The 24064-nt window shown below is 38.1% G+C and carries 25 protein-coding genes; 17 read left to right on the top strand and 8 right to left on the bottom strand.

Annotation, left to right across the window (positions count from 1 at the left end; all coding sequences use genetic code 11):
- Positions 1–5 precede the first annotated feature (5 nt).
- From ACIFOT_RS14155 to ACIFOT_RS14145, 3 genes are all read left to right on the top strand, one after another.
- Positions 6–3029, top strand: coding sequence for a DEAD/DEAH box helicase family protein (locus ACIFOT_RS14155; protein WP_430065525.1), 3024 nt, complete (start codon positions 6–8; stop codon positions 3027–3029).
- Positions 3030–3451: 422 nt separating this feature from the next.
- Positions 3452–5506, top strand: a complete 2055-nt coding sequence (locus tag ACIFOT_RS14150) for a RecQ family ATP-dependent DNA helicase (RefSeq protein WP_430065523.1) — start codon at positions 3452–3454, stop codon at positions 5504–5506.
- Between the two features lie 13 nt (positions 5507–5519).
- The gene (locus tag ACIFOT_RS14145) at positions 5520–6791 is read left to right on the top strand and encodes a DNA-processing protein DprA (protein ID WP_430065521.1); all 1272 of its coding nucleotides are present in this window, start codon (positions 5520–5522) and stop codon (positions 6789–6791) included.
- 736 nt (positions 6792–7527) lie between these two features.
- Here ACIFOT_RS14145 and ACIFOT_RS14140 read toward each other — a convergent pair.
- Complete coding sequence (locus ACIFOT_RS14140; protein ID WP_430065519.1) at positions 7528–7671, bottom strand: hypothetical protein; 144 nt, start codon at positions 7669–7671, stop codon at positions 7528–7530.
- A 110-nt stretch (positions 7672–7781) separates the two neighbouring features.
- On the opposite strand from ACIFOT_RS14140, the gene ACIFOT_RS14135 reads away from it, so the two are divergent.
- From ACIFOT_RS14135 to yunB, 5 genes are all read left to right on the top strand, one after another.
- On the top strand, positions 7782–8627 hold the full coding sequence (locus ACIFOT_RS14135; protein WP_430065517.1) for a DUF72 domain-containing protein: 846 nt from the start codon (positions 7782–7784) through the stop codon (positions 8625–8627).
- Positions 8628–8654: 27 nt separating this feature from the next.
- A complete protein-coding gene (locus tag ACIFOT_RS14130) occupies positions 8655–9476 on the top strand; it encodes a sulfite exporter TauE/SafE family protein (protein WP_430065515.1) in 822 nt (273 codons plus the stop codon).
- A gap of 7 nt (positions 9477–9483) precedes the next feature.
- Positions 9484–10836, top strand: a complete 1353-nt coding sequence (locus ACIFOT_RS14125; RefSeq protein WP_430065513.1) for a bifunctional metallophosphatase/5'-nucleotidase — start codon at positions 9484–9486, stop codon at positions 10834–10836.
- A gap of 60 nt (positions 10837–10896) precedes the next feature.
- Positions 10897–11199, top strand: a complete 303-nt coding sequence (locus ACIFOT_RS14120) for a YunC family protein (RefSeq protein WP_430065511.1) — start codon at positions 10897–10899, stop codon at positions 11197–11199.
- A gap of 75 nt (positions 11200–11274) precedes the next feature.
- Positions 11275–12060 (top strand): sporulation protein YunB, encoded by a 786-nt coding sequence (gene yunB, locus ACIFOT_RS14115; RefSeq protein ID WP_430065509.1) that lies wholly within the window; start codon positions 11275–11277, stop codon positions 12058–12060.
- Positions 12061–12213: 153 nt separating this feature from the next.
- Here the strand turns inward: yunB and ACIFOT_RS14110 are convergent, their stop codons facing one another.
- Positions 12214–13188, bottom strand: coding sequence for a M23 family metallopeptidase (locus ACIFOT_RS14110; RefSeq protein WP_430065635.1), 975 nt, complete (start codon positions 13186–13188; stop codon positions 12214–12216).
- Positions 13189–13378: 190 nt separating this feature from the next.
- Here ACIFOT_RS14110 and lipA point away from each other — a divergent pair, with 190 nt between their 5' ends.
- Positions 13379–14296: a lipoyl synthase gene (gene lipA / locus ACIFOT_RS14105; RefSeq protein WP_430065507.1), complete on the top strand. Its 918-nt coding sequence runs from the start codon at positions 13379–13381 to the stop codon at positions 14294–14296.
- A 44-nt stretch (positions 14297–14340) separates the two neighbouring features.
- Here lipA and ACIFOT_RS14100 read toward each other — a convergent pair whose 3' ends face one another.
- Positions 14341–14973, bottom strand: a complete 633-nt coding sequence (locus ACIFOT_RS14100) for a YhcN/YlaJ family sporulation lipoprotein (RefSeq protein ID WP_430065505.1) — start codon at positions 14971–14973, stop codon at positions 14341–14343.
- A 115-nt stretch (positions 14974–15088) separates the two neighbouring features.
- Here ACIFOT_RS14100 and ACIFOT_RS14095 point away from each other — a divergent pair, with 115 nt between their 5' ends.
- Complete coding sequence (locus tag ACIFOT_RS14095; RefSeq protein ID WP_430065503.1) at positions 15089–15364, top strand: YutD family protein; 276 nt, start codon at positions 15089–15091, stop codon at positions 15362–15364.
- 27 nt (positions 15365–15391) lie between these two features.
- On the opposite strand, the gene ACIFOT_RS14090 is transcribed toward ACIFOT_RS14095, so the two are convergent.
- Positions 15392–15676 (bottom strand): cytosolic protein, encoded by a 285-nt coding sequence (locus ACIFOT_RS14090; protein WP_430065501.1) that lies wholly within the window; start codon positions 15674–15676, stop codon positions 15392–15394.
- A 59-nt stretch (positions 15677–15735) separates the two neighbouring features.
- Positions 15736–16002 (bottom strand): DUF3055 domain-containing protein, encoded by a 267-nt coding sequence (locus ACIFOT_RS14085; protein ID WP_430065499.1) that lies wholly within the window; start codon positions 16000–16002, stop codon positions 15736–15738.
- Between the two features lie 187 nt (positions 16003–16189).
- Between ACIFOT_RS14085 and ACIFOT_RS14080 the strand changes: the two genes are divergently transcribed.
- From ACIFOT_RS14080 to ACIFOT_RS14070, 3 genes are read left to right on the top strand one after another with little or no spacing between them, the layout of a single operon-like run.
- Positions 16190–17491 (top strand): EAL domain-containing protein, encoded by a 1302-nt coding sequence (locus ACIFOT_RS14080; protein WP_430065497.1) that lies wholly within the window; start codon positions 16190–16192, stop codon positions 17489–17491.
- A gap of 28 nt (positions 17492–17519) precedes the next feature.
- Positions 17520–17963 (top strand): DUF86 domain-containing protein, encoded by a 444-nt coding sequence (locus ACIFOT_RS14075; protein WP_430065495.1) that lies wholly within the window; start codon positions 17520–17522, stop codon positions 17961–17963.
- 6 nt (positions 17964–17969) lie between these two features.
- Positions 17970–18734: a TIGR01457 family HAD-type hydrolase gene (locus tag ACIFOT_RS14070; protein ID WP_430065493.1), complete on the top strand. Its 765-nt coding sequence runs from the start codon at positions 17970–17972 to the stop codon at positions 18732–18734.
- Between the two features lie 26 nt (positions 18735–18760).
- Here the strand turns inward: ACIFOT_RS14070 and ACIFOT_RS14065 are convergent, their stop codons facing one another.
- Positions 18761–19276 (bottom strand): phosphatidylglycerophosphatase A family protein, encoded by a 516-nt coding sequence (locus tag ACIFOT_RS14065; protein WP_430065491.1) that lies wholly within the window; start codon positions 19274–19276, stop codon positions 18761–18763.
- A gap of 214 nt (positions 19277–19490) precedes the next feature.
- Here ACIFOT_RS14065 and yutH point away from each other — a divergent pair, with 214 nt between their 5' ends.
- Together yutH and ACIFOT_RS14055 are read left to right on the top strand one after the other, a co-directional pair.
- The gene (yutH, locus tag ACIFOT_RS14060) at positions 19491–20504 is read left to right on the top strand and encodes a spore coat putative kinase YutH (RefSeq protein WP_430065489.1); all 1014 of its coding nucleotides are present in this window, start codon (positions 19491–19493) and stop codon (positions 20502–20504) included.
- 96 nt (positions 20505–20600) lie between these two features.
- The gene (locus ACIFOT_RS14055) at positions 20601–21590 is read left to right on the top strand and encodes a 2-hydroxyacid dehydrogenase (RefSeq protein WP_430065487.1); all 990 of its coding nucleotides are present in this window, start codon (positions 20601–20603) and stop codon (positions 21588–21590) included.
- Between the two features lie 48 nt (positions 21591–21638).
- Here ACIFOT_RS14055 and ACIFOT_RS14050 read toward each other — a convergent pair whose 3' ends face one another.
- Positions 21639–21875 (bottom strand): NifU family protein, encoded by a 237-nt coding sequence (locus ACIFOT_RS14050; RefSeq protein ID WP_223591894.1) that lies wholly within the window; start codon positions 21873–21875, stop codon positions 21639–21641.
- A 150-nt stretch (positions 21876–22025) separates the two neighbouring features.
- Here ACIFOT_RS14050 and ACIFOT_RS14045 point away from each other — a divergent pair, with 150 nt between their 5' ends.
- Entirely contained in the window at positions 22026–22355 is a 330-nt protein-coding gene (locus ACIFOT_RS14045; protein ID WP_430065484.1) for a YuzD family protein, read from the top strand.
- 42 nt (positions 22356–22397) lie between these two features.
- Here ACIFOT_RS14045 and ACIFOT_RS14040 read toward each other — a convergent pair whose 3' ends face one another.
- Positions 22398–23465: an NAD(P)/FAD-dependent oxidoreductase gene (locus tag ACIFOT_RS14040; protein WP_430065482.1), complete on the bottom strand. Its 1068-nt coding sequence runs from the start codon at positions 23463–23465 to the stop codon at positions 22398–22400.
- Positions 23466–23726: 261 nt separating this feature from the next.
- On the opposite strand from ACIFOT_RS14040, the gene ACIFOT_RS14035 reads away from it, so the two are divergent.
- Positions 23727–23966 carry a YuzB family protein gene (locus tag ACIFOT_RS14035; protein WP_430065480.1) on the top strand — a complete coding sequence of 80 codons (240 nt, stop codon included), beginning with the start codon at positions 23727–23729 and terminating at the stop codon, positions 23964–23966.
- The last annotated feature ends 98 nt before the right edge of the window (positions 23967–24064 follow it).

Genomic DNA, 24064 nt, shown 5'->3' with positions numbered 1-24064 from the left:
ACAAAATGGGAAAGAAGTTTACATTTAAATATAATCCGGACCAAAAATTCCAGTTAGATGCCATCTCAAGTGTTGTAGATCTATTTGAAGGCATTCCTTTTCAGGAACAAAAAGAAATGTTTGCAGGTACAACGAATGATGTGACACCTAACTTCCCAAACGAAGAGGTTTTAGACGAAATACTATTACATGAGAATCTTCAAATAATTCAAGAGAGAAATAATGCAGAAAATCGTGGCAGTGAGCTTGATATTACTGATGACTTAGAAGTTGACGATGGCATGGTACTTGAAGTTGCAGGAAATGATTCTTTTAGAGTTCCTCATTTCACTGTTGAAATGGAGACAGGAACAGGTAAGACGTATGTATATTTACGAACCTTGTATGAATTTAAAAAACGATATGGGTTTACTAAATTTATCATTGTTGTTCCAAGTGTTGCAATCTACCAAGGTGTTATTAAGTCAATTCAAACAATGCGAAATCATTTTCGTCAATTGTATGATAATCAGGATGTGACTGTAATACCATACGATAGTAATAAGTTAGGTGAATTGAACACTTTTTCAAATAACACTGACTTAACGATAATGGTGATGACAATTGATGCTTTTAATAAAGGGAATAATAACATTTATAAGCATACTGAAAAGCTTCAAGGAGAATGGAAGCCATATCAATACATACAAGCAACCAGGCCAATTATCATTTTAGACGAGGCTCAAAATTTTGAATCCTTAAAGGCAAAAGAGGCAATTAGAACGCTAAAACCCTTGTTTGTTTTACGGTATTCAGCAACACATAGGGAGACCCCCAATTTGGTTTATCGTTTAACTCCTATTGATGCTTTTAAGAATAATCTTGTGAAGCAGATTGAAGTTATTGGAGTAGCTGAATTAGGAAACTTAAATGATAAGGTTTTACGTTTAGTTGAAATTAAACGTACAAAGCCGTTAACTGCTATTCTAAAAGCATTCGTGTTAGAAAAAGGTGAATTAGTAGAAAGAGAAATAACCCTTAAACAGGGTGATAATCTTTATACTAAAACAAGAAATCCTGATTATGAACATTTTATTGTAGATGAAATCCGATACGGCAAAAAAGAAGAGGAACAAATTATTCAGTTTGAGAATGGTTCATCATTATCAGTTAGTGACTCAATACTTTCAAAGGAGAGTATCTTCAGGGCCCAAATTGAAAGAACTATAAGCGTTCATATGCATCGACAACAGGAATTAAAAACTCAGGGAATTAAAGTCCTATCTCTGTTCTTTATAGACCGGGTGAAAAACTATACAGCTCATGATGGTTTAATAAAGCGTATATTCGATGAGAGTTTCGAAAAGCTGAAAAATCATTATGACCATTTTAGAGCATTACAAGCGAGTGAAGTAAGAGAGGGTTATTTTTCCAAACCAAAAGTGGATTCACCGGAAGAAGCAGCAGTTGATACAGATGGGAGAACAAATGCACAACGGGAAATGGAGAAGCAAGCATTTGAACTAATTATGAAGAGAAAAGAACGTCTCCTAAGTTTCAATGAGCCTGTTTCCTTCGTATTTGCTCACTCAGCTTTAAAAGAAGGATGGGATAATCCTAATGTATTCCAAATCTGTACGCTCAATCAAACAAGTTCAACAATAAAAAAACGTCAAGAAATTGGTCGCGGCTTAAGAATAGCTGTTGATCAAGAAGGTAACCGAGCAGAAAATCATGAAATTAATGTCTTAACTGTTATTGCAAACGAACAGTATGAGTCATTTGTTTCACGTTTACAACAAGAATATATAGAAGATGGTACAGATGCTCCGCCACCTCCAAAGAAACCAGAACAAGGTGAAGTTAAAAGAAACAATGATTTATATAATTCAGAAGATTTTATAAAGTTTTGGCGAAAATTAAATAAGAAGATGACATATAAAGTGAATATCGATACGGAAAAATTAATCGAACAATGTGTTGAACGATTAAATAATGCGGATTTTCCATCTCCTCTAATTGAGATTACGAGGGGTCGATTTATTATGTGTGAATATAAAATTTCACTAATCGATGTTGAAGGTAAACGAGCAAAAATCAAAATCCATATGGAAGATTCTACTGGTACAAAAAAAGAGAATGAGCTATTTATAGAAGTAGATGATGATTTAAAAAAGATCACCAGGGACGAACGTTTGAGGGGTTTCAAATTGCTTCATATTGATGAATTATACGGGGAGCCATACGTAAAGTTTACAAATGAAATTACAGTAAAGAAATTTGAGCCTTATATATTCCATACAGAACGGGCAGAAAAACCAAAGAAATTATTAGAACAGGCAGACAAAACAACGTATCCAATACCTGATTTCATAACTCGTACCGCTAATGAGACGTACTTAACAAAGAAGACAGTTTTAGATATTTTTAAAAGGATAAGTAAAGAAAAGATAGAGAAGATTTTCTATAATCCAGAAGGATGGATTTCGACATTTTTATCACAAATACGTATTGCATTAAGTGATCATATTGTTGAAAATATTGATTTTCAAATTGATGAAAATAAAGAAATTTATGATGATGTAGATGCTTTATTCCCTAAAATGGTGAAACACCCTCAACGTGAACTAATTGAGTCTGGAGTTGCAGGATTATATGATAAAGTTCAAATAGATTCAGATGTAGAACGAAATTTTATCACAGACTTAATTAAACCTGATGTGGATAAGGGCAACACGGTACTGTATTTTAAATTCCCTCCTAAATTCAAAATACAATTGCCAAAGATTATAGGAAATTATAATCCTGACTGGGCAATTATACGAAAGTATAATGATGGTAAATTAAAACTTGAGCTAACACGGGAAACGAAAGGAGGAGTAAAGCTAGATGATTTACGCTTCCCGCAAGAAAAGCGTAAGATTCTATGTGCAATGAAGTATTTCGAAAAAATTGGTGTTAGTTATAGAGTCGTAACCGATACAAGTTATGATTGGATGGATATAAAAGAATCAAAACAATTAAGTCTAGAGGAAAGTAATATGATGTAAGAAAAATGGATCAGTTATGCTGATCCATTTTTTTCGTTTCGCAGAAAGTAGATAGAGGAAAAGATACGACAATATAAGGAGTTTTTCCTAAACTCCAGCTATGAATAGTACCTTTCCAGCAGGAAAATAAAAAGGTCTTGCCCTTTTGTTCTCGTTGTATGTGAGGGTGTTTCAAATACTTTTAAATCAAAGACTATAACGATTTTACGGGAACGAAACAGTCAGAAGCGGGAAGAGATACTACCGCCCGTAAAAACAAATGGGGTAAAACACCAATATAAACCTAGAGTTGCTTTGGTGCATCCCTTTTTAATATATATGATAGATAAAAATATTGGATAAAAATATATTTGTTGTAAAATAGAGGTATGGATTTGTTTTATTTTGGTTAAAATATAGAACTATTTGCGGGGGACTAGAGGATGAGACAAAAAGCTTTAGATTTGTTACATGCAATGGTGAATGAACAAGCTGTCTTTAAAAAGGATCAGTTAGAGGCAATTGAATCTGTATTAAATCGAGAAAAGACATTAGTTGTTCAACGTACTGGATGGGGAAAAAGTATGGTTTACTTTATCGCAACTAAATTATTAAGAGAGCAAATTGCAGGACCTACAATACTTATAAGCCCTCTTCTTTCTTTAATGAGAAATCAGATTGAATCAGCAAGAAAAATCGGAATCAATGCTGTTACGATAAATAGTAGTAATGATGAAGAATGGGATGAAATTGATAGACTCCTTTCAACAAATCAATGTGATATTCTTATTATTTCTCCTGAACGATTATCAAACCAACGCTTTATAAACAGTACCTTACCTTTAATAGAAAATAATGGAGGAATAGGCTTTTTTGTTGTTGATGAAGCCCACTGCATTTCTGATTGGGGTCATGACTTTAGACCTGATTACAGACGCATTGTTAGGATTGTTAATGGTCTTTCTCCTAATGTTCCTATATTAGCTACTACAGCTACTGCAAATAACAGGGTTGTCAGGGATATAGCAGAACAGTTAGGGAATGGCTTAAAAATAATAAGAGGAAGTCTAAAAAGGGAGTCATTAAGACTTTCTGTTCTGCATATGCCTGATTATGCAAAAAGGTTAGCTTGGTTAGCAGAAATGGTTCCCCAAATGAATGGCACAGGAATTATTTATTGTACTACCATAGGAGAATGTGACAGAGTTTCAAGTTGGCTTCACAGCCAAGGAATTAATGCACTTCCATACCATAGTAAATGTGAAGATAGAGAAATGCTAGAAAATAAGCTAATAAGAAATGAAATAAAGGTCTTAGTTGCAACTGACGCTTTAGGTATGGGTTTTGATAAACCTGATTTAGGTTTTGTGTTTCACTTTAGTATGCCTGGTTCATTAGTATCTTACTATCAGCAAATCGGCAGAGCTGGAAGGTCCTTATCGAATGCTGATGTAGTGCTACTTTTTTCAGAAGATGATAAATCTATTCACGAAGGGTTTATTGATAGTTCTTTACCGGAACAGAGGTATATGGGGATAATATTATATTTATTAGAACAGTATGGGGGACTTAGTAAGTATGAGTTATTATCAAAAGTGAACTATTCAAATGGACAGGTTGATCAATGCCTAAAATTGCTTGAAATAGACCAACTTGTCTATAAACAAGGAACAAAATTTTACCGTTCAGCCAAACCGCTTACGTCTGAATTGCTTAAAAATGAAAATGTACATCAAACTAAGATAAATGAATTAAACAAAGTAGTGGAATATGCCAATACAAGTGAATGCTTAATGAGATTCATTTCAGAGGAATTAGATGATATAGATATTGAGGATTGTGGAAAGTGTCAAAATTGTATTGGGCATAGTAACTTTCCTGTTGAAGTTAGAAGCGACTTATTATGGGCAGCGAATGAGTTTTTATATAATCAGCCAATTGTGATTGAATCTAGAAAACAATGGCCTCCTAATGGAGTTGGGGGACTAAGAGGGAAAATTCCTGTTGAACAAAGGAATGAAGAGGGAAGAGCATTGAGTATTTATGGTACTGCTGGTTTTGGAAGAATGGTTAGGACAGCACGATATGAAAATGGTTATTTCGGGGAAGATCTTGTGGATGCAACAGTTCGTTTTATTTCCACTAAATGGGACATGAATCCTCAACCACAGTGGGTTACTTCAGTCCCTTCTCTGCGAAATCCGTTACTAGTTCCAAGCTTTGCTAAAAAAGTAGCCGAAAGATTAGAATTACCGTACCTTGATGTAATCCATAAAATTAAGCATACAACGGAGCAAAAGTATATGAAAAATTCCTTTCTTCAGGCTTCAAATGTTATAAATGCATTTTCTATTAACCAAGATTGTCCCTCCACGCCCGTTTTGTTAATAGATGATATAATGAACTCAGGATGGACATTTACTATATGTGGTGTTTTGTTAAGAAATGCTGGGAGTGGGCCAGTTATACCATTTGCACTTTCTAAAACACCAAATTGAGGTGTGTAAAGAAATGAATCAAAATATATCGCCGGATAGCTTGGCAATTTTGTTATTGTGTTCAAATATTGGATTGAACAGCTTAAAAAGCAAAGAAATCAATTATAAGTCATTTAGTGATAAAGAGTGGATTAAATTATCGCATAGGATTGTTAGGTCTGAGGTGAGAAGACCGTCAGCCTTGTTTGAATTAAATGAGATAGGAATCCGTGAATATCTACAAATACCCTTAAGTACTGCGAAAAGAATAAGATATTTACTTGATCGAACAGGTAGTTTAACTTTGGAGTTGGAAAAGTTAGGTAATATGGGGATATGGGTAATTACTCGAGCTGACTCTGTCTACCCAAAAAGTTTTAAAAAAATCCTAAAATTAGATTCACCTACAATTTTATACGGGGCAGGGAAAATCGAATTATTGAATGATCGAGGCGTAGGTATTGTAGGATCTAGGGATGTTGATGAGCAAGGAGCTGTTTTTACCGATATATTAGCCAGAAGATGTGCTAAGGAAAAACTTACCGTAATTTCTGGTGGATCAAAAGGTGTGGATTTGATTGCACAAAATGCAGCTCTGGAAGAAGGCGGTAATGTTGTAGCAGTACTATCGGATAGTTTAGCTAAAACAGTTAAAAAAAAGGAAATATTAGCGCATATTTTAAAAGGAAATTTACTTTTAATTTCAGCTTACCATCCAAATTCAAGATTTTATAGTTATTCAGCTTTAGGTAGAAATAAGCATATTTATGGTCTTTCAAAATACACAGTGGTTTCTTCAAGTACAGCAGGAAAAGGTGGTACATGGAGTGGGGCAATAGAAAATCTGGAAGCTAAATGGGTCCCTTTATTTGTAAGAGATGAAACTGGAGTTCCTGACGGAAATATTGAACTAATCAAAAAAGGCGGTATTGGAATTGGAACTAAAGAGTTGGAAGAAACTGAGAGCTTAGAAACTTTATTACAAACCCGAGTGACAGAATATTTTAGTAGTGATGAGGAAATTAATGTTCCTCACGAGAAGCGTACTAAATTAAACGAACCTTTAGATTTATTTAACGTGGTATGGCCGTATATAGAGAGCTTGTTAAATAAACCACGATCAATAAAAGAATTGTCTATGGAATTTAATATTGAAGAATCCCAAATGGATATATGGATCAAAACGGCTTACTCAAAGGGAAAAATAAAGTATGTTAATGAAACAAAAATTATTTCAACAGTATTTTTTAATAAGGAAGAGCATCAGGATCGTCAGATAAGTATCTTTGAGACGCCCGTTGACTAAATTAAATAAATTGAGTCAATTAGGAAACCCAACAATTTTGTTGGGTTTCCTAAGTTATGAACACATTTGACCACATAACATATGGAACAAAATATTATTTCGTTTTTTCATATTTTTTATAGGCATGAAAGAAAGAACTCCTATTTAGCTTGAGTGGCTTTTTTTGTGTGCGGATATGTGTGCTACCTGTTTTTGCCTTATTTAATGTATTTTAATCAAAACGTATTAAAATGTTGATTTAAAGGCTTTTTTTAACCCTATTTTCTTCTGCTATATTTCCAAATAAATGGGCGGCATGATGTAATATTTGACGACTTTTACTACTATATATATTGCTGCCAGTTGCTCATATTTAATAAGCATGGGCTGAAAAAATTCAGGAGTACATGAAAAGAACCACAGATTGTAGTCTGTGAGTTCTCTCTGAGCTATCTTTCAAATAAGTCATAATAATCGCACTTTGAAATCCTGAATGCCCCTTATTTATGCGACTTCACACTTGCGGGCACCGTGCCGAAGTTGTGCCGATTTCATGCCGAGATGAATTTATTTTGTAATTTAAACTATTAAATAAAATGGCTTTATATCAATCTTCAGCCTCTTTTTTTATATATCATTTCATACTGTTTTAAGCAAAATTAATCAAATTCGAGATGGAAGGCTCCATCGGTTAATATTTTTTGAAAAAATTACCCGCTTGCCTTGATGGCAGGCGGTTTTTTTGTGTTGAAATATGCTAATCAGCGGATAGCTGGCTCCAATTAGCGGAAAACACCGCCCAATCAGCGGATGGCTGGCTCCAATTAGCGGAAAACACCGCCCAATCAGCGGATGGCTGGCTCCAATTAGCGGTTAACGCGGCCCAATCATCGGAAAGCATTCCAATCAGCGGATAACTGGCTCTAATCAGCCGATAACACCGCCCAATCAGTGGATGGCTCTTCTAACTGAATTAGGTTATGCTATTATTAAGTGGTGGAGGTGAATGAGTTGATTTATATTGGTGTGACCGGCTGGGGTGACCATGACAGCTTATACCCTGGTCAAATTTCCTCTAGAGATAAATTGAAAGAGTACGCAGGCCATTTTCCCATTGTTGAAGTAGACACTGCATTTTATGCAATCCAGCCGCAGCGGAACGCACAAAAATGGGTCAATGAAACGCCAGAATGCTTCCAGTTTATCGTAAAGGCCTATCAAGGGATGACCGGCCACTTACGCGGAGAAATCCCGTTCGAAACAAAACAGGCTATGTTTAATGCCTTTAATGAGTCACTAGAGCCATACATAGAGAAAAAAAAGCTCGCAATGGTGCTTTTTCAATTCCCTCCTTGGTTTGATTGCAATCGTGAAAATGTTGACTATCTAAGATGGTGCAAAAAGCAAATGGGAGAGGTACCATGTGCCTTGGAATTTAGACATCAATCGTGGTTTAAACCAGAATACCGTGATAGAACACTCGATTTTATGAAAGAAGAAAAATGGATTCATAGCATATGTGATGAACCGCAGTCTGGGGAAGGATCTGTTCCGACCATTCTTCAATCCACCACTCCTGAAAAAGTACTTGTCAGGTTCCATGGCCGAAATGTCCACGGCTGGCAAAAGCGTACAGATGTAGATTGGCGGGAAGTCCGGTTCCTATATCGCTATAACCAACAGGAACTAGAAGAATGGGCCGAATCCATCGCAAAGCTCAAAAAAGAATGCAGTGATGTATATCTCCTCTTCAATAATAACTCGGGCGGTGACGCGGCAGATAACGCTAAACAAATGATGGAACTGCTCCAGATTGAATATGAAGGGCTTGCCCCAAGGCAGTTGGATTTATTTTAATTATGAAAGATTTTAGAAGGTGAAGAAATGGAATGGATTCTTTTGGTTATCATAGGACTGTTAGCGAGTTCATTAGGATCGCTAATCGGTTTAGGAGGAGGAATAATCGTTGTTCCCGCCTTGCTTTACTTAGGATCATTTTCGGCCTTTGGCCATGTTAGCCCGCAGGTTGCGGTAGGAACGTCCTTGTTCACGATGATTTTTACAGGGCTATCCTCTACGCTTGCTTATATGAAACATAAGACCGTCGATTATAAGAGCGGATTAATTTTCTTGATTGGAAGTGGTCCCGGCAGTATTCTTGGAGCATGGGTAACAGAAAAATTACCGATGCATTCTTTTAATATTCTTTTTGGATTGTTCATTATTTTTGTCTCAATTATTTTACTGCTAAAAGATAAACTAAAGCCGATTCCATATAAAAAGGAAAAAGGAATTGTTCGCACTTTTACAGACAATACGGGGAAAACCTTTGAATACGGCTATAGTCCAATGATCGGCATTCTCGTTGCATTTATTGTTGGGTTTATATCGGGTATATTTGGGGTCGGAGGAGGTTCCTTGATGGTACCAACGATGATATTAGTCTTCTTCTTCCCGCCGCACGTCGCTACGGCTACCTCGATGTTTATGATTTTACCAACATCAATCCTCAGTTCCATTACGCATATAACGCTCGGGAATGTTAATTGGCTTTATGCACTGGCACTAGTCCCTGGAGCGTGGATTGGCGCTAGGGTGGGGGTCTACTTAAATACTAAGCTTAAGAGTAAAACGATCGTATTATTATTGCGGACGGTACTGGTTATTGTCGGCATACGATTAATTTATGAAGGAATTGCAGGATAAGATACAAATGGAAACCATACATATTTATCATACAAATGATATTCACAGCCACTTAGAAAATTGGCCTAGAATTGAGCTATTCCTCAAACAAAGAAAAACGCATCATCAAAAACATGAAGAAGAAATTCTATTATTTGATATCGGCGATTTTATCGACCGCTGGCATCCTTATTCGGAGGCTACTAAAGGAAAAGGAAACATCCAATTATTAAATATGTGCGAATATAACGCCATCACGATTGGAAATAACGAAGGAGTCAATCTCCCATACGATGATTTGGATCATCTATATGATAACGCCCAGTTCGATATAATTGCTGCGAACTTTTATAAAAAAAATCAAGTTTATCCAAGCTGGGTTAAACCATATAAGATTTATCCAACAAAAAACGGAACCCGTATAGGGGTCGTTGGGGTAACGGCGAATTTTGCGCATCTATATGAATTGCTTGGCTGGGAGCTGACGGATCCCATCATGGAGTTGAAAAAATGGCTCCCAATCTTAAAAGAACAATCAGACATTATCATCTGTCTTTCTCATCTTGGGAAAGAGGATGATGAAAAAATTGCCAGTGAGTTTCAGGAGATTGATGTCATTCTAGGGGCGCATACACATCATTATTTTGAAAACGGCCGGCTAGTAGGGGAAACACTGCTTGGAGCCGCAGGGAAGTATGGATATTTTGTGGGCCATATCACCCTAAAGCTAAATGAACAAAAGCAAATTAACGAAAAGGAAGCTATACTTTATGACGTAAAGGAACTTCCGGAGGCTCCCAATGAACAGGAGCAGGTCCAGTCATACCTAAGGCTAGGTAAAGAACTATTAAGTCTAAAAGTAACAACTCTACAAGAACCACTATTTAGTGATCCGTTTATGGTATCAAATTTTTCCAGCCTCCTTTGTTCTACCTTAAAAGAATGGTGTAAATCAGATATTGCCATGATTAATGCTGGACTCCTTTTAGGACCCTTATCAGGTGAGGTCACTGAATATGATCTTTTAACGGTTTGCCCTCATCCCATCAATCCGTGTGTCGTAGAGCTGACTGGCAGGGAATTTAAAAAAATTCTCACAGAAACCCAGGATGAAAACCTTCAACATAAACAAATCAAAGGATTAGGATTTAGAGGGGACGTTCTTGGGATATTTGTATATGAAGGCATTCGAATCCAAGATGGAAGGATGTTCATTAATGGGAAACCATTAGAGATGGAGGCAAAGTACACATTGGCCTTGCCGGATATGTTTACTTTCGGCCATTTTTTCAAAGAGGTCCTTCTCTCTAAACATAAAACCTATTTTCTGCCTGAGTTCTTGCGCGATCTATTAAAATGGAAATTGCAGCAGATGTCCTAGTTGAATACACTCTTTTTCGATTATTGTCATAATGTGATAATGAGGAAAGGAGTGTAGGAATTGATTGAGCTTTCACCAATCGAAATAGACGGCCATACCTTTTTGGCTGTGACCGTGTTACTTCCTAAAACAACATTGCTTGCAATTTCAAGCGATAAAGGATACATCATGTGCGGTGCCTTGGATGTCGGCCTTTTAAATGAAAAATTGAAGGACCGCAAGATTATTGCGGCAAGAGCCGTCGGGGTAAGAACCATCGATCAGCTTCTAAATGCGCCAATGGAATCGGTGACATTTGAAGCAGAAGAACTGGGAATCCACCAAGGAATGATCGGCAGGGACGCCTTGCTGAAAATGATTTAAAAGCTTGCTTTTAACTAAGCAAGCTTTTTAATTGGGCTAGTTCCACATCTTATAGCATACATATAGCTTGAAGGGGTGATTGTTTTGGCTAAGATTCGCCGACGGTTTACGAAGCGAGGTCCGCTGCCTTTCCGTTATGTTATGCTGCTATCATTTGTATTTTTTCTTTTTTCTACTGCCATTGGGATATGGATTATTAACAAAGGCATTGAACCGACGTTAATTAGTTATGCGGAATCCCAATCCAAAAAAATAGCCTCACAGGTTATTACAAAAGCCATAAATAAAAAGACAGTCGAGATAGGTGATGTAATTGCCGTAGAACCGGGCACGGATGGTGCTCCTCCTAGCGCAACCTTAAAAACGGAGGTAGTAAATCAGAAATTGTCCGAGATCACCAGTCAGATCCAAAAGAATCTTAATGCTGCGGAGAAGGGGGATCTTTCTTCCCTGCAGCAATTAACTGACGTAGAAATAGAATTAGAAAATACGAATTCGGATGGAATTGTTTGGAACGTACCGCTTGGGCGGGCAACCAATATGGCCTTGTTTGGGAATCTTGGGCCGAAGATACCGGTGAGGTTTCAAGCGATTGGGGACGTCCGTCCGGATGTAAAAATTACACCAAAACCACTGGGAATTAATAATACGTGGATTGATGTAGCCATTCATTTAGAAGTATCGGTGCAAATTATTACTCCGTTTTCGACGAAAATCACAAAACTGGATCAAAAAATTCCAGTTGGCGGCAGATTAATTCAGGGCGATGTTCCGCAATTTTATAATAATGGCAGTAATGCTCTGCCATCCATCGAATTGCCTAAACCAGAAGAAAAGAAAAAAACAAAGTCGACAAACTAAAAGGACAATCCTTAGTGGAAAGTCCTTTATTTGTCCAGCTCCAGCGCCTAGCCCCTCGAGGTCATAAGCCGCTCCCAAAATGAAGGCAAAAAGCGCCTTCCTTTTGGGAGCATCTTATGCTTGTCGGGGCTGATCAAGGCGCCTCCGCTTTTCTTATTTCCTTAGATTCATCCGCTCAATCCGCTTCCATTTTGCTAAATGCGGGTATGGATCAAACGACCATTCTGTTATCCCGTTATCTTTATACATGCCATAATGCAAATGCGGAGGAAATTTACCTGAGGTACCCGGCGGCCCATAACCTGTGTTTCCAACACTGCCAATAACCATTCCAGGCTCAACAATGGAACCAACCTTTAAATTACCGGCAAAGCCTCTGAGATGGGCAAAATAATGATACGTATTATTAATGTCACGTATGCCGATTCTCCATCCTCCAAACTTATTCCAGCCCTTCATTTCAATTATGCCATAGCAGGTGGCTCGGACAGGGACACCATGATTGGCAAAAATATCAGTCCCTTCATGCATTCTTCTGCCTCCCCAGCCTCTTGCATCTCCCCATGTACTGCGATAACTGTGATTGGAGCGAATTGGAACAGGGAAAACCTGAGTATCTAAATTAAGCCTTCCAAAATGGCGGTACATTTTGGCCTTACCAACAATAATCCCAACCGTTTTATCACGATGATAGTAATTCCATAGTCCGATTTTAATATTATCTTGATCGACACCATAGGAAAGAAGATAATTAGCAAAAGCGTATAAAACATCCTCATCGCTCTTTAAGCTCGCTTTACCATCTCCATTACCATCGACACCTATCCCATTAAAAAACTGAATGACGGCTGGATTTTTAGTCTTAGGGTTCGGATTCGTTAAGCCAGACCACTCTTCAGGTCGATAATAAATGGCGATGGTCCCTTCTGGTTTTGGTAAATCACGACGGGCCAAACGGACACTTCTTTCATATTGATCAATGGCGGCTAGGTAATACCAAGGTATATGTGTAACGGTTTCCACTTTTTTATAAAGCTTCATTCTTTCCTGATAGGGATCAGGTTCCTTAGCTTGAGCATCCCTGACAGCAAATGTAGAGGTGAAAAGTAAAAGGAAAGTTCCAATCATCAGAACAACCCTCACGCAGGAATCCTCCTTCCGATTAATGTACAAGTTTAGTTTATGTCTTCTAAACAATTTCATTATGGTCAAAAATTGGTAAGAAGAATTGATTGCTTGTCGTCAGGCAGGCAGTATGTTAAAGTGACAACAGAAGAACTCATTTTCCATACATAAGTGGATTGCAAGGGGTGTAAAAATGAGCAAGAAAGAAGAAATATTACGTAAACCCGAGTGGTTAAAAATAAAGCTGAACACGAATGAATCTTATACGGGCCTGAAGAAAATGATGCGCGAAAAAAACCTTCACACTGTATGTGAAGAGGCTAAATGCCCTAATATTCATGAATGCTGGGCTGTAAGACGTACAGCAACCTTTATGATACTAGGTGATACTTGTACTCGTGCCTGCCGCTTCTGTGCCGTTAAAACGGGGCTACCAACAGAACTCGATTTGCAAGAACCAGAACGAGTGGCCGACTCCGTTCAGCTTATGAACTTAAAGCATGTGGTCGTTACAGCAGTTGCACGGGATGATTTAAAGGACGGCGGTGCTGCTGTATTTGCTGAAACGGTTCGGGCGATTCGCCGGAAAAATCCATTCACGAGCATTGAAGTTCTTCCTTCCGATATGGGCGGAAAAGAAGAAAATTTACAGATGTTAATGGATGCTAAACCCGACATCTTAAACCATAATATTGAAACCGTCCGCCGCTTGACTCCAAGAGTTCGAGCACGTGCCAAATACGACCGCTCACTTGAATTTTTACGACGGGCAAAAGAAATGCAGCCAACCATTCCGACTAAATCCAGCTTAATGATTGGAATTGGCGAAACAAAGGAAGAAATTCTTGAGGTAATGGATGACCTGCGAGCGAACAATGTGGATATTATGACCATCGGACAATATTTACAGCCTACCAAGAGTCATTTGAGGGTGGAGAAATATTATAGTCCTGATGAATTTAAAGAACTGCAGCAAATTGCCATCAGTAAGGGCTTCAGCCACTGTGAAGCCGGTCCGTTAGTGCGCTCCTCCTACCATGCTGATGAACAGGTAAACGCTGCTGCAAAGCATAAGCAATTACTTGGTGAAAAGGAAGCAAAGAAAGCGTAAGCCAAGAAGAGTTCAGTCTAGGATGACTGAACTCTTTTTATTACTTATTTGTGGTTATAGTTTTGATCGTCCGGAGTAAGTCCATTTTCGTCCTCATGAGTGCTCATCCGTGAACCTTGAGGAGATTTTTTCATTTCTTTAATCAAGCCATTGACCAAATTCCGGGTATTACGGCTTGTTGAATCAAGATTAGCCAGATTTTCAACATCGCGCATTAAAACCTTATTGTCTGTCACGTAAACGTGATAGTATCTTGGTACAACGGACATTGCGGTTTGTTTCACCTGATCCGCCGTTAAATTTCGGTCCTTGGAATTAGTGTCATAAGCAACTAAAACTTCTTGGTCTGTTACAAGGGTGGCTACATCATTTACATTATTAATGTTGGTACTATATTTGCTGATTATGTTAGCAAGCTGTTCTCGGTCAAGAGCTGTATAATGATTATTGGCTGTGTTATCATTCATCAACGGACTCTTTTGGTGGCGGACATACCCATAATTGTTGCTGACATTTCGAATGCCGTTGCCGGCTCCTTCATTGTAAAGCTCATGCCGCTTATTATTTACATTAATGGTATTTCCGCTTTCCTCATAAATGTCATTCTTAGTGTCCTTTGTACATCCAGTTAAAGCAGTAAGCGTACACAATCCAATGACGATGATTGACTTTTTCAAGCTTAACACCTCCTTTTATTAGAATAGCCAAAGGGAGGATTTTTTTTCTTAGTAATTGATGGTGAATCGGTTATAATGAGAATTAAGAGTGTCTGGCAAATTGAGGTGAAAAAGGATGATAAATATTAACAACACCATGTATGAATTGGTGCAGGAGCATCGTAACGGTTTTAATGAAGATGCCCTAAAAGGGAGATATAGCGATATTTTATCAAGATACGATTACATTGTGGGAGACTGGGGCTACGGCCAGCTCCGTTTAAAGGGTTTTTTTGAAGACCAAAATCAAAAAGCTACCTTTGATACAAAAATAAGCACGCTCAGCGAATATCTTTATGAATACTGCAACTTCGGCTGTGCTTATTTTGTTTTGAAAAAGGTAAAAAAATAACGAAAGGCCAGAAAACTGGCCTTTCGTTTATTTGTTATATGGGGCCTGTACATCCGTGTCCGGATCATCATGCGGCGGATGGGCTCCTTCCATCTGCCGGGGCAGATCTTGATGAAATGACTTGAATTCATAATTAAATGCACTAATGGTCCGCTGCCCTTCTTCCCAGGGCGTGCTCTTATTTTGAACAGGCTCGTCTTTTCGTAGGGCCGAACCATATGGCCCCTCGGGAAACTCCTGAGCAGTAAGGAAATTATTCTGTTTTTCCACATTGGATAATTCCGTATACTTTTCTGCCTCTTTATCCGCCATATTTTCCACTCCTTTTAAAACCTAGTTTAGCCCAAGGAGTGAAAATCATGAGTAATTGTTTAAACTAATTCCATTAGAAAGGATCTTAGTTCCTCTGCATCTTCTTCATTTAATTGAAAAGCATATTCTAAATAGCCTTCCTCTTGCAGGTCATCGTGGCCTATAATAGCAAAACGGTTTCCCTGCATATCAAGGACAAGATGTTTACCATAATGGCGTGCGGATTGAACAATGGCTAAATCATAGCGATGGTTTTCACCGACAAAACTTACAAATCTTGTTTTTGTATTCTCCATATCATCATATAAGAAAAACCGTTCTTTCATCAAAATAATCTCCTTTAAAAAAATACTTTATTGCACCTTCTCTATATTAACAAATTTATATGATTGAGGGGAGTAGTGAAATTTCCACAAAATTTGTGAAATTGCATGTCTGGAAATACGAAATCTGTCAAAATATGCTACAATATACTTAAATTCTCAATTGTTGATTGGAAGAGGGATGAATTTAATGGTCCGTCGTTACATCGAAAAAGCAATAAGTGTAATGCAATGGGGAAAGAATTTACTGCCTCTTTCGTCAATTCGGTTTTACCCACCTCCAATTATATTGCGGAATCCCGCGTTAGAGGGTGTAGCAGCAGCCCTTCAATCTGGACATGAAGTGGCTGTGATTGTTTTTAATATCAAAAATTCTTCTGAATTGGATGATATACTGGGACAAACCCTTTATACACAGCTAATAAAAAGTATTAAAAAGTATTTCCGACTTTCTATTGAGAAAGAAATAAACAGTCAAGATGTCATCACTCTTCATGATTTTTATGGTGACGGTTTTACGATATTCTTAAAAGTTGATTTTGATCGGGATTGTTTATCAGAAATAGATTTGTTTATGAATAAAATAACCTATCATGTTGAAAAGAAATTACATATGTTATACCCTGCTGTCGAGCTTTATTTAGAAACGGGTTATATGTTTATTGATAAAAAACACTACTCGATTCATGATTCTGTTTTAAAAGCCCATATGCAGGCCGTTTTTATGGCAGAAAGAAAAGCTAAATCCGGTTTTAATGAAATGATCATGACGATGAATAAAATTATTTCAAAAAAGGACATTAAACTCTTAGCTCAGCCGATTATCGATGTAGCAACAAAAGAAATTCGAGCTTGGGAAATGCTAACACGAGGACCACAGGGAACCCTATTAGAAAATCCAATGCCGCTCTTTTCGCTGGCCAGGCAGACAGGGATGCTGTATGAACTGGAAATGATTATCATTGAAAAAGTCTTGGAGCAAATAAAGACAACGCGATGCCGCCAGGACATATTTGTGAATTGCACACCTTTAACTCTTGGCAATTTAAGATTTACAAGAGATTTAAAAAATCTTATGTTAAAATATAAAAGTATTTCGCCTAAGCAAATCACTATTGAAGTAACCGAAAGCGATTCGATCGAGGGCTTAAAGAACTTTATCTATAATATTAAAGTGTTACGATTAATGGGGTTTCGAATCGCGGTCGATGATACTGGTGCAGGCTATTCCAGTTTAAATACGATTAGTGAAATCATGCCAGATATCATCAAAATTGATCGCTCAGTGATCCAAAATATTCATCTAAATTCTCTAAAGGAATCGATGCTGAAAGGATTGCTGCTTGTGGCAAGAGAAGCAGGGTCGTTAGTTGTCGCTGAAGGAATTGAAAGCGAAGAAGAAGCATCGGTTCTGACGAGAAATAAAGTGGATTTAGCGCAAGGAAACTTTTATGCCCCTCCAGCTGCATTCGTAAACGGGCTTGCTACTTAGTCAGACAACAAAAAAGGAAGTGGAGCAAATGTATTTTGTAGACCGGGATAAAATGGAAACAACATTGGTTTATTTAGAAAAACAAATAAATCTTTTTACTGCGCAGCCGGAATGGACAACACCATTAGAAAAAGCTGCATTAGAACGGGTAACACAAATGATGCTAGAAGCCATTTTTGATGTTGGCAATGCCATGATTGACGGTTTTATCATGCGCGACCCCGGGAGCTACGACGATATCATTGAAATTTTAATGGATGAAAGAGTCATTTCACAGGAAACGGGTAATACATTAAAAAGTCTCATTCCATACCGGAAAAATCTTGTCCAAGATTATACAGAAATCGTCCATAGTGAACTAAAGGAACAATTTGAAAAGTCACATCCGGCTTTATCTCTTTTTGCGAAAAATGTCCGCGATTATCTTACAAATGAATTAGGTCCAGTTTCCGCCTTTAAAAGTCAGGGGTGAGGGTTTTTGAAAAAATATAAAGGCTATTTAATTGATCTAGATGGAACGATGTATAAAGGATCTGAGCGGATTGAGGAAGCCTCAGATTTTGTTAAAAAACTACGGGATAATAGAATCCCATATCTATTTGTAACAAATAATTCTTCAAGGACGCCAGCTCAGGTTGCTGAAAAACTTCGCGATTTCGATATTCCGGCAGAGGAAGAACTTGTATTTACGACCAGCCAGGCAACCGCCAATTACATTTATGAAACCAAGAAGGATGCTTCTGTTTATGTTATTGGAGAAGAGGGGCTACGCTCGGCGCTCGAAGAAAAGGGATTCCAATTTGCCGGGGAAAATGCAGAATTTGTCGTGATTGGGATTGACCGCTCCATCAGTTATGAGAAATTAGTTGTTGCTTGTTTGGCGGTCCGAAATGGAGCGACTTTCCTTTCTACGAATGGTGATATTGCGATTCCAACTGAAAGAGGTCTTGTGCCGGGTAATGGTTCGCTGACATCCGTCATTACGGTTTCTACCCAAACGAAGCCGATTTTTATCGGCAAGCCGGAATCGATTATTATGGAGCAGGCCTTAAAGGTATTAGGAACGGCCAAAGAAGAAACGATTATGGTCGGGGACTATTATGACACAGATATTTTAGCTGGCATGAATGCCGGAATGGACACGCTATTAGTTCATACAGGTGTGACAACGAAAGAATTGCTTAAAGGGTATAAACGAAAACCTACATATGCCATTGATTCGTTGGATCAATGGGAGGTATAAAAAGGATGGGATATGCACCCATCCTTTTAACTATTTTTTTCTTTTTCAATTCTTGCTGCCCTGTGCGCCAGTCTGCTAGAGGCAGCGGCTGCAATCGCACCGACAATATCATCTAAAAAAGTATGGCACTCTCCGGTTGATTTATCATTTAGATGGGCTAAGATGCCAGGCTTTTGTTTATCAATATAACCATAATTGGTAAATCCAATTGATCCATACACATTCACAATTGAGAAGGCAAGAATTTCATCTACTCCATAAAGACTTTCATCTGTCCCTATGATCGATTGAAGCGGCTCCTCAAGCATACCTTTTTCAGCAAGCATGTCGAGCTGGATTCCGGTAATAATGGCATTTTGCACTTCACGTTTGGAGAGGACACGTTCTACATTAGCAATACAGTCTGCCATTTGTAAATTTTCATGATATTTTTCTTGTAAATAAAAAACTAAATCAGCAATATCTTGAATTTGGACGCCTCTTTCTTTTAGCCATCTGCGTGCAGTTTCTTCGGTCAAATCTACTTTTTTGTCGTCTGCCATCCCTTTTATCACCTTTTCTTTGGATTTTCACTATATATATACGCTTTTTTCATAAGATATGCAATTTTAACGTAAAAGAACTAGACAAAATTTTATCTTTCCAATCGACCACTTTTCCTATTCATTTTTGAAAAAAAACGGGAAGACAACAAGTTTTTTAATGGTGATACATATATATGACTTAATAAGGGTATGAAAAAGAGGTGGGACTGGAATGCTTCAGAAAATGCTTGAAAATCAATATGGGATAACGACACAAGAACATATAAAATTAGATACTTATGACGCCTTAAGAGGCAATGGCTGGCTGTATGTAATCTCTAATCCTGCTGGAAGAGAAGAAGAGGATCTTTCTGAACTAGAGAAAATTGCCGAGCATCTGCGAAATTATGGCGACCATAATGTACCTATATTTTTGCAGTCCAAGGAAGGGAATTTAATTACGACATGGGAACAAAATAAATATTGTGTATTAGCCAATCGGCAGGCAGATGAAAAACAGAGGAAAATTAAATTAGGGCGAAAGCTCGCTAAATTTCATGAGCGCGGGAGAAGGGTTCCCTATCAAATCGAGCGGTCAAGCCGGATGGGAAAGTGGAAGGAATTATGGGAAAAGCGTCTCGAACAAATGGAAAAGGTTTGGAACGGCCTTCTCTTTCAAACGCCAGAAGATGAATTTGAACGGATGTTTATTGAATCATTTCCCTATTATATGGGCTTAACTGAGAATGCCATTCAATACCTGGTAGATACAGAGTTAGATGATGAGCCAGGCGAAACGGACAGCGGCACAGTCTGTCATGAACGTTTTTGTAAAAAAACGTGGGGTGGCAATTATGTTATTAAAAATCCCTTTGATTGGGTATTTGATCACCGCAGCCGGGATTTAGCTGAATGGACAAGGGAGAGATATTTCCGCAATTTTCAAACGTACGATGTCGACCTAAAACAATTTTTTGAAGAATACCAAAGTGTTGCTCCATTATCATCATTTTCGTGGCGTTTATTATACTCGCGTTTAATTTTTCCTCTCCACTATTTTGAGTGTATCGAAAATTATTATATAACTCGGTCGGAGCAAGATAAGAAGGTATTAGAGGAGCAGCTAAGTAAAATTTTAAGACAATCGGGCGAATATGAGCGATTTTTGGCCGGATTTTTTCACATTTCGGGAGCTCCAGTCAAAAGGTTGAATCTCCCTCAGTTAGAATGGCTATACAAAGTGTAAAACACACGAATCGACACATTTCTGAAAAATTTCAATCAGAATAATATGGTAAAATAACAAGGAGTTCTAAAATTAGGATTGAGGTAGGTTCGCAGCATGAAGCCTTATATTTACATTACTAGAAAGCTGCCAGAGGCAATGATTGAAGCTATGCAACAAAAATACGAAGTAAAAATGTGGGAACATGAGGATATACCGGTTTCAAAAGAGGTCCTTTACGCCGAAGCTAAAAAAGCAGATGCCCTCTTTACCATGTTATCTGACCAAATTGATGAACAAATTTTAACCGATGGAAATCGGTTAAAGGTGGTCGCTAATTTGGCTGTGGGTTTTGACAATATTGATGTTAAAACAGCCAGCATTGAAGGAGTTGCAGTTTGCAATACTCCTGATGTTTTAACCGACACAACGGCTGATTTAACCTTTGGATTGCTAATGGCGGCCGCTCGCCGGATTGTCGAGGCAGCCGAATATGTTAAAGAAGGAAAATGGAAGAGTTGGAGCCCGATGCTCCTCGCAGGCCATGATATCCATCATAAAACAATTGGGATTGTAGGCATGGGGAAAATTGGCGAAACCGTTGCGAAACGTGCAACAGGGTTTGATATGGAAATTCTTTATCATAACCGGACAAAAAAGCCTGAAATGGAACAGCAGCTCGGTGCCAAGTATGTTTCTTTTGAAGAGCTTGTAGAAAAATCCGACTTCATTGTTTGTCTAACACCGCTAACACCAGAAACCAAAAACTTGTTCTCCCGTGAAGTATTCAGCGGAATGAAACAATCGGCTATTTTTATCAATGCTTCTAGAGGTCCTGTGATTGATGAACAGGCCTTATTTGACGCCTTAACAGCAGGGGAAATTGCCGGTGCGGGATTAGATGTATTTGAAAGAGAACCAATCAATCGGGACCATCCATTATTATCGCTACCAAATGTAGTCGCACTTCCGCATATCGGCAGTTCAAGTGTTGAAACCCGAACCGCCATGATGAAGCTTTGTGTAGAAAATATCATGGCAGTTTTAGAAGGAAACATGCCAAAAACACTTGTGAATAAAGACTGGAAACCCTTTGTGAAAGCATAAATTAAAAAAGCGATTGCTGATAAAGGCAATCGCTTTTGTCGATTTAAATTAAAATACTTGCTCTACTTCGACAACGCCTGGCACTTCTTCTAAAAGAGCTCTTTCAATGCCGGCTTTTAATGTGATGGTTGAGCTTGGGCAAGATCCGCAAGCACCAAGCAAGCGAAGCTTAACAATACCATCCTCTACATCAACTAATTCACAATCCCCGCCATCGCGAAGAAGAAATGGGCGTAATTTATCTAATACTTCCTGAACTTGTTCAAACATTTCTTGTTCTGCCATATTAATCGTCTCCTTTCCTATCTATATTATAATGTCATTGGCCTTAAAAATCCATTCTCAGAAAATAGGATAACACACATTTGCAGACAATTTCTTCGTTTTTATCATTTAATTATTGTAAAATAAAAGAAAAAAGATGGGAATGGTTTTATGGAATTTACAGAAGTAGAAATTGTTCTTTACGGTGCTGAACAATTATGCCCAAGCTGTGTCAACCTGCCTTCGTCAAAAGAAACGTTTGAATGGCTGGATGCGGCCATTACAAGAAAATTCCCGGAGCAGCCCTTTAAAATGACATATGTAGATATCCTGCTGCCTCCAGAGGAAGACCCTGAAAAATATCATTTTGCCAAACGGGTTATTGAGGAAGATATGTTTTATCCAGTAGTGGTGATAAAAGAAAAAGTAGTTGGCGAAGGCAATCCCCGTTTGAAAACTATTTTTTCAGAGCTTGAAAAATACGGATATAAAGCAATATAAAGAAGAAGCATTCCATTTTTAAACGGAATGCTTCTTTGATTATCATCCATTATGAAATTTATACATCCACAGGATTCCGGACTTAAGCAGGCGGGCGACGCGTCCTGTGATGGCACGGTCTGCCATCATCCCGAACCCATGCTTTTTCCCTAAAGAACCAAGAACACCTTTTAATTTAATTGCAGGGAACGTCTCAGGTAATGGTTCACCGTTCCAGCGCTTCCTTAGTACTTCAACAATTTGTTCAGCCTGACCTTCAGCTAATTGGGCGCTTGGAGCATGCGGGGAACTTGCACAGTCACCAACAATAAAAACATGTTCATCATTAGGAAGATGATGATGAGGTGTTGTCTCCAGCCTTCCTAATCGGTCCTTTTCCCCGTCCATCTCCCGGACAATTTTATTCGCTTGGATCCCTGCTGTCCAAACAATCACGTCACATTTGATAGGCTGATCATGATTGAATAGTGTATTTTCTTCCACTTTTGTTATATTAGAATTGTTAATGATTTCGACATTATGCTTCACAAACCAGTTTTCAACATATCTGCTTAATCGCTCTGGAAAAGCAGAAAGAATATACTTTCCGCGATCAAATAATTTAATCTGAATATCTTCACGGCTTTCGCTCAATTCGCTTGCCAGTTCTACACCACTAAGCCCTGCACCAACAATCCCTACAACTGATCCGGGAGCTAAATTATTTAATGCGGAGTAGGTGCGGCGGGATTTTTCAATGCTTTGAATGCTGTACGAAAATTCATCAGCACCAGGGACCCCATGATATTTGTCTTCACAGCCAAGGCCGATGATTAAGTCATCATATGCAATAGGTTCATCACCATTTAACAAGACTTTTTTATCTTTTTGGTTAACCCCGATGACATCTCCATATTTGATGTTAAGTTGTGTATGCTCTGGAAAAGCGACCCGGATTTCCTTATCAGAAATCGTTCCTGCAGCAAGAGCATAATATTCTGTTTTTAAACAATGATACGGAACGCGGTCAATAAGCGTTATCGTAACGTCCTCTGGCAGATGATTTGGAAGCAGTTCATTTAGTACTTTCATGCCGCCATATCCGCCGCCTAGTATAACAAGGTTTTTCATTTTTGTATTTCCCCTTTTTAAACCAATATCTAATGTCTTTATTTTGCTCAGTTGGGACCCATTTCAGAATAAAAAACAAATGGGAATTAATTGATATATTTTAGAATAATTTTCTGTTCTTTTACCACATATGAGTATATCTAAAATGTGTCGAAATAACAACACTTATCACACTTTTCTTGACACTAAAGCTGCAGTCGCGATAATTGACGGAACATGCTAAAAATAGTAGGATAGGTACGTAATGGAGAGGTGAAAAGAATGATTCAACCGATCATTGAATTTTGTATCAGCAATCTGGCGAATGGTGCGCAAAAAGCACTTGAAAAATTAGAAAAAGATCCAAATTTGGATATTATTGAATATGGATGTCTTGGATATTGTGGTAAATGTGCCTCCACATTATATGCTCTAGTTAACGGTGAGGTAGTGACAGGAACAACGCCTGATGAATTAGTAGACAACATCTATCAATATTTAGAGGAAAATCCGATGTTTTAAAATATACTATATCAATACTTGGCTGAGTTAAAGGACATTGTTGATTTTTAACACTGTTGATTGGAGCGGAAGGCACGAAGACTCCTGCGGGAGTACGG

The organism is Neobacillus sp. NRS-1170, from assembly GCF_050468025.1.
Note: the sequence above shows the minus strand (reverse complement) of the source record. Positions and strands in the feature narration are given on the sequence as shown.

Excerpts from the sequence above, each read along its gene's own strand:
- ACIFOT_RS14155 (WP_430065525.1), top strand. The coding sequence starts at position 6 with ATGGGAAAGAAGTTTACATTTAAATATAATCCGGACCAAAAATTCCAG.
- ACIFOT_RS14150 (WP_430065523.1), top strand. The coding sequence starts at position 3,452 with ATGAGACAAAAAGCTTTAGATTTGTTACATGCAATGGTGAATGAACAA.
- ACIFOT_RS14145 (WP_430065521.1), top strand. The coding sequence starts at position 5,520 with ATGAATCAAAATATATCGCCGGATAGCTTGGCAATTTTGTTATTGTGT.
- ACIFOT_RS14140 (WP_430065519.1), bottom strand. The coding sequence starts at position 7,671 with ATGCTTTCCGATGATTGGGCCGCGTTAACCGCTAATTGGAGCCAGCCA.
- ACIFOT_RS14130 (WP_430065515.1), top strand. The coding sequence starts at position 8,655 with ATGGAATGGATTCTTTTGGTTATCATAGGACTGTTAGCGAGTTCATTA.
- ACIFOT_RS14125 (WP_430065513.1), top strand. The coding sequence starts at position 9,484 with ATGGAAACCATACATATTTATCATACAAATGATATTCACAGCCACTTA.
- ACIFOT_RS14110 (WP_430065635.1), bottom strand. The coding sequence starts at position 13,188 with ATGATTGGAACTTTCCTTTTACTTTTCACCTCTACATTTGCTGTCAGG.
- lipA (WP_430065507.1), top strand. The coding sequence starts at position 13,379 with ATGAGCAAGAAAGAAGAAATATTACGTAAACCCGAGTGGTTAAAAATA.
- ACIFOT_RS14095 (WP_430065503.1), top strand. The coding sequence starts at position 15,089 with ATGATAAATATTAACAACACCATGTATGAATTGGTGCAGGAGCATCGT.
- ACIFOT_RS14090 (WP_430065501.1), bottom strand. The coding sequence starts at position 15,676 with ATGGCGGATAAAGAGGCAGAAAAGTATACGGAATTATCCAATGTGGAA.
- ACIFOT_RS14085 (WP_430065499.1), bottom strand. The coding sequence starts at position 16,002 with ATGAAAGAACGGTTTTTCTTATATGATGATATGGAGAATACAAAAACA.
- ACIFOT_RS14080 (WP_430065497.1), top strand. The coding sequence starts at position 16,190 with ATGGTCCGTCGTTACATCGAAAAAGCAATAAGTGTAATGCAATGGGGA.
- ACIFOT_RS14075 (WP_430065495.1), top strand. The coding sequence starts at position 17,520 with ATGTATTTTGTAGACCGGGATAAAATGGAAACAACATTGGTTTATTTA.
- ACIFOT_RS14065 (WP_430065491.1), bottom strand. The coding sequence starts at position 19,276 with ATGGCAGACGACAAAAAAGTAGATTTGACCGAAGAAACTGCACGCAGA.
- yutH (WP_430065489.1), top strand. The coding sequence starts at position 19,491 with ATGCTTCAGAAAATGCTTGAAAATCAATATGGGATAACGACACAAGAA.
- ACIFOT_RS14055 (WP_430065487.1), top strand. The coding sequence starts at position 20,601 with ATGAAGCCTTATATTTACATTACTAGAAAGCTGCCAGAGGCAATGATT.
- ACIFOT_RS14050 (WP_223591894.1), bottom strand. The coding sequence starts at position 21,875 with ATGGCAGAACAAGAAATGTTTGAACAAGTTCAGGAAGTATTAGATAAA.
- ACIFOT_RS14045 (WP_430065484.1), top strand. The coding sequence starts at position 22,026 with ATGGAATTTACAGAAGTAGAAATTGTTCTTTACGGTGCTGAACAATTA.
- ACIFOT_RS14040 (WP_430065482.1), bottom strand. The coding sequence starts at position 23,465 with ATGAAAAACCTTGTTATACTAGGCGGCGGATATGGCGGCATGAAAGTA.
- ACIFOT_RS14035 (WP_430065480.1), top strand. The coding sequence starts at position 23,727 with ATGATTCAACCGATCATTGAATTTTGTATCAGCAATCTGGCGAATGGT.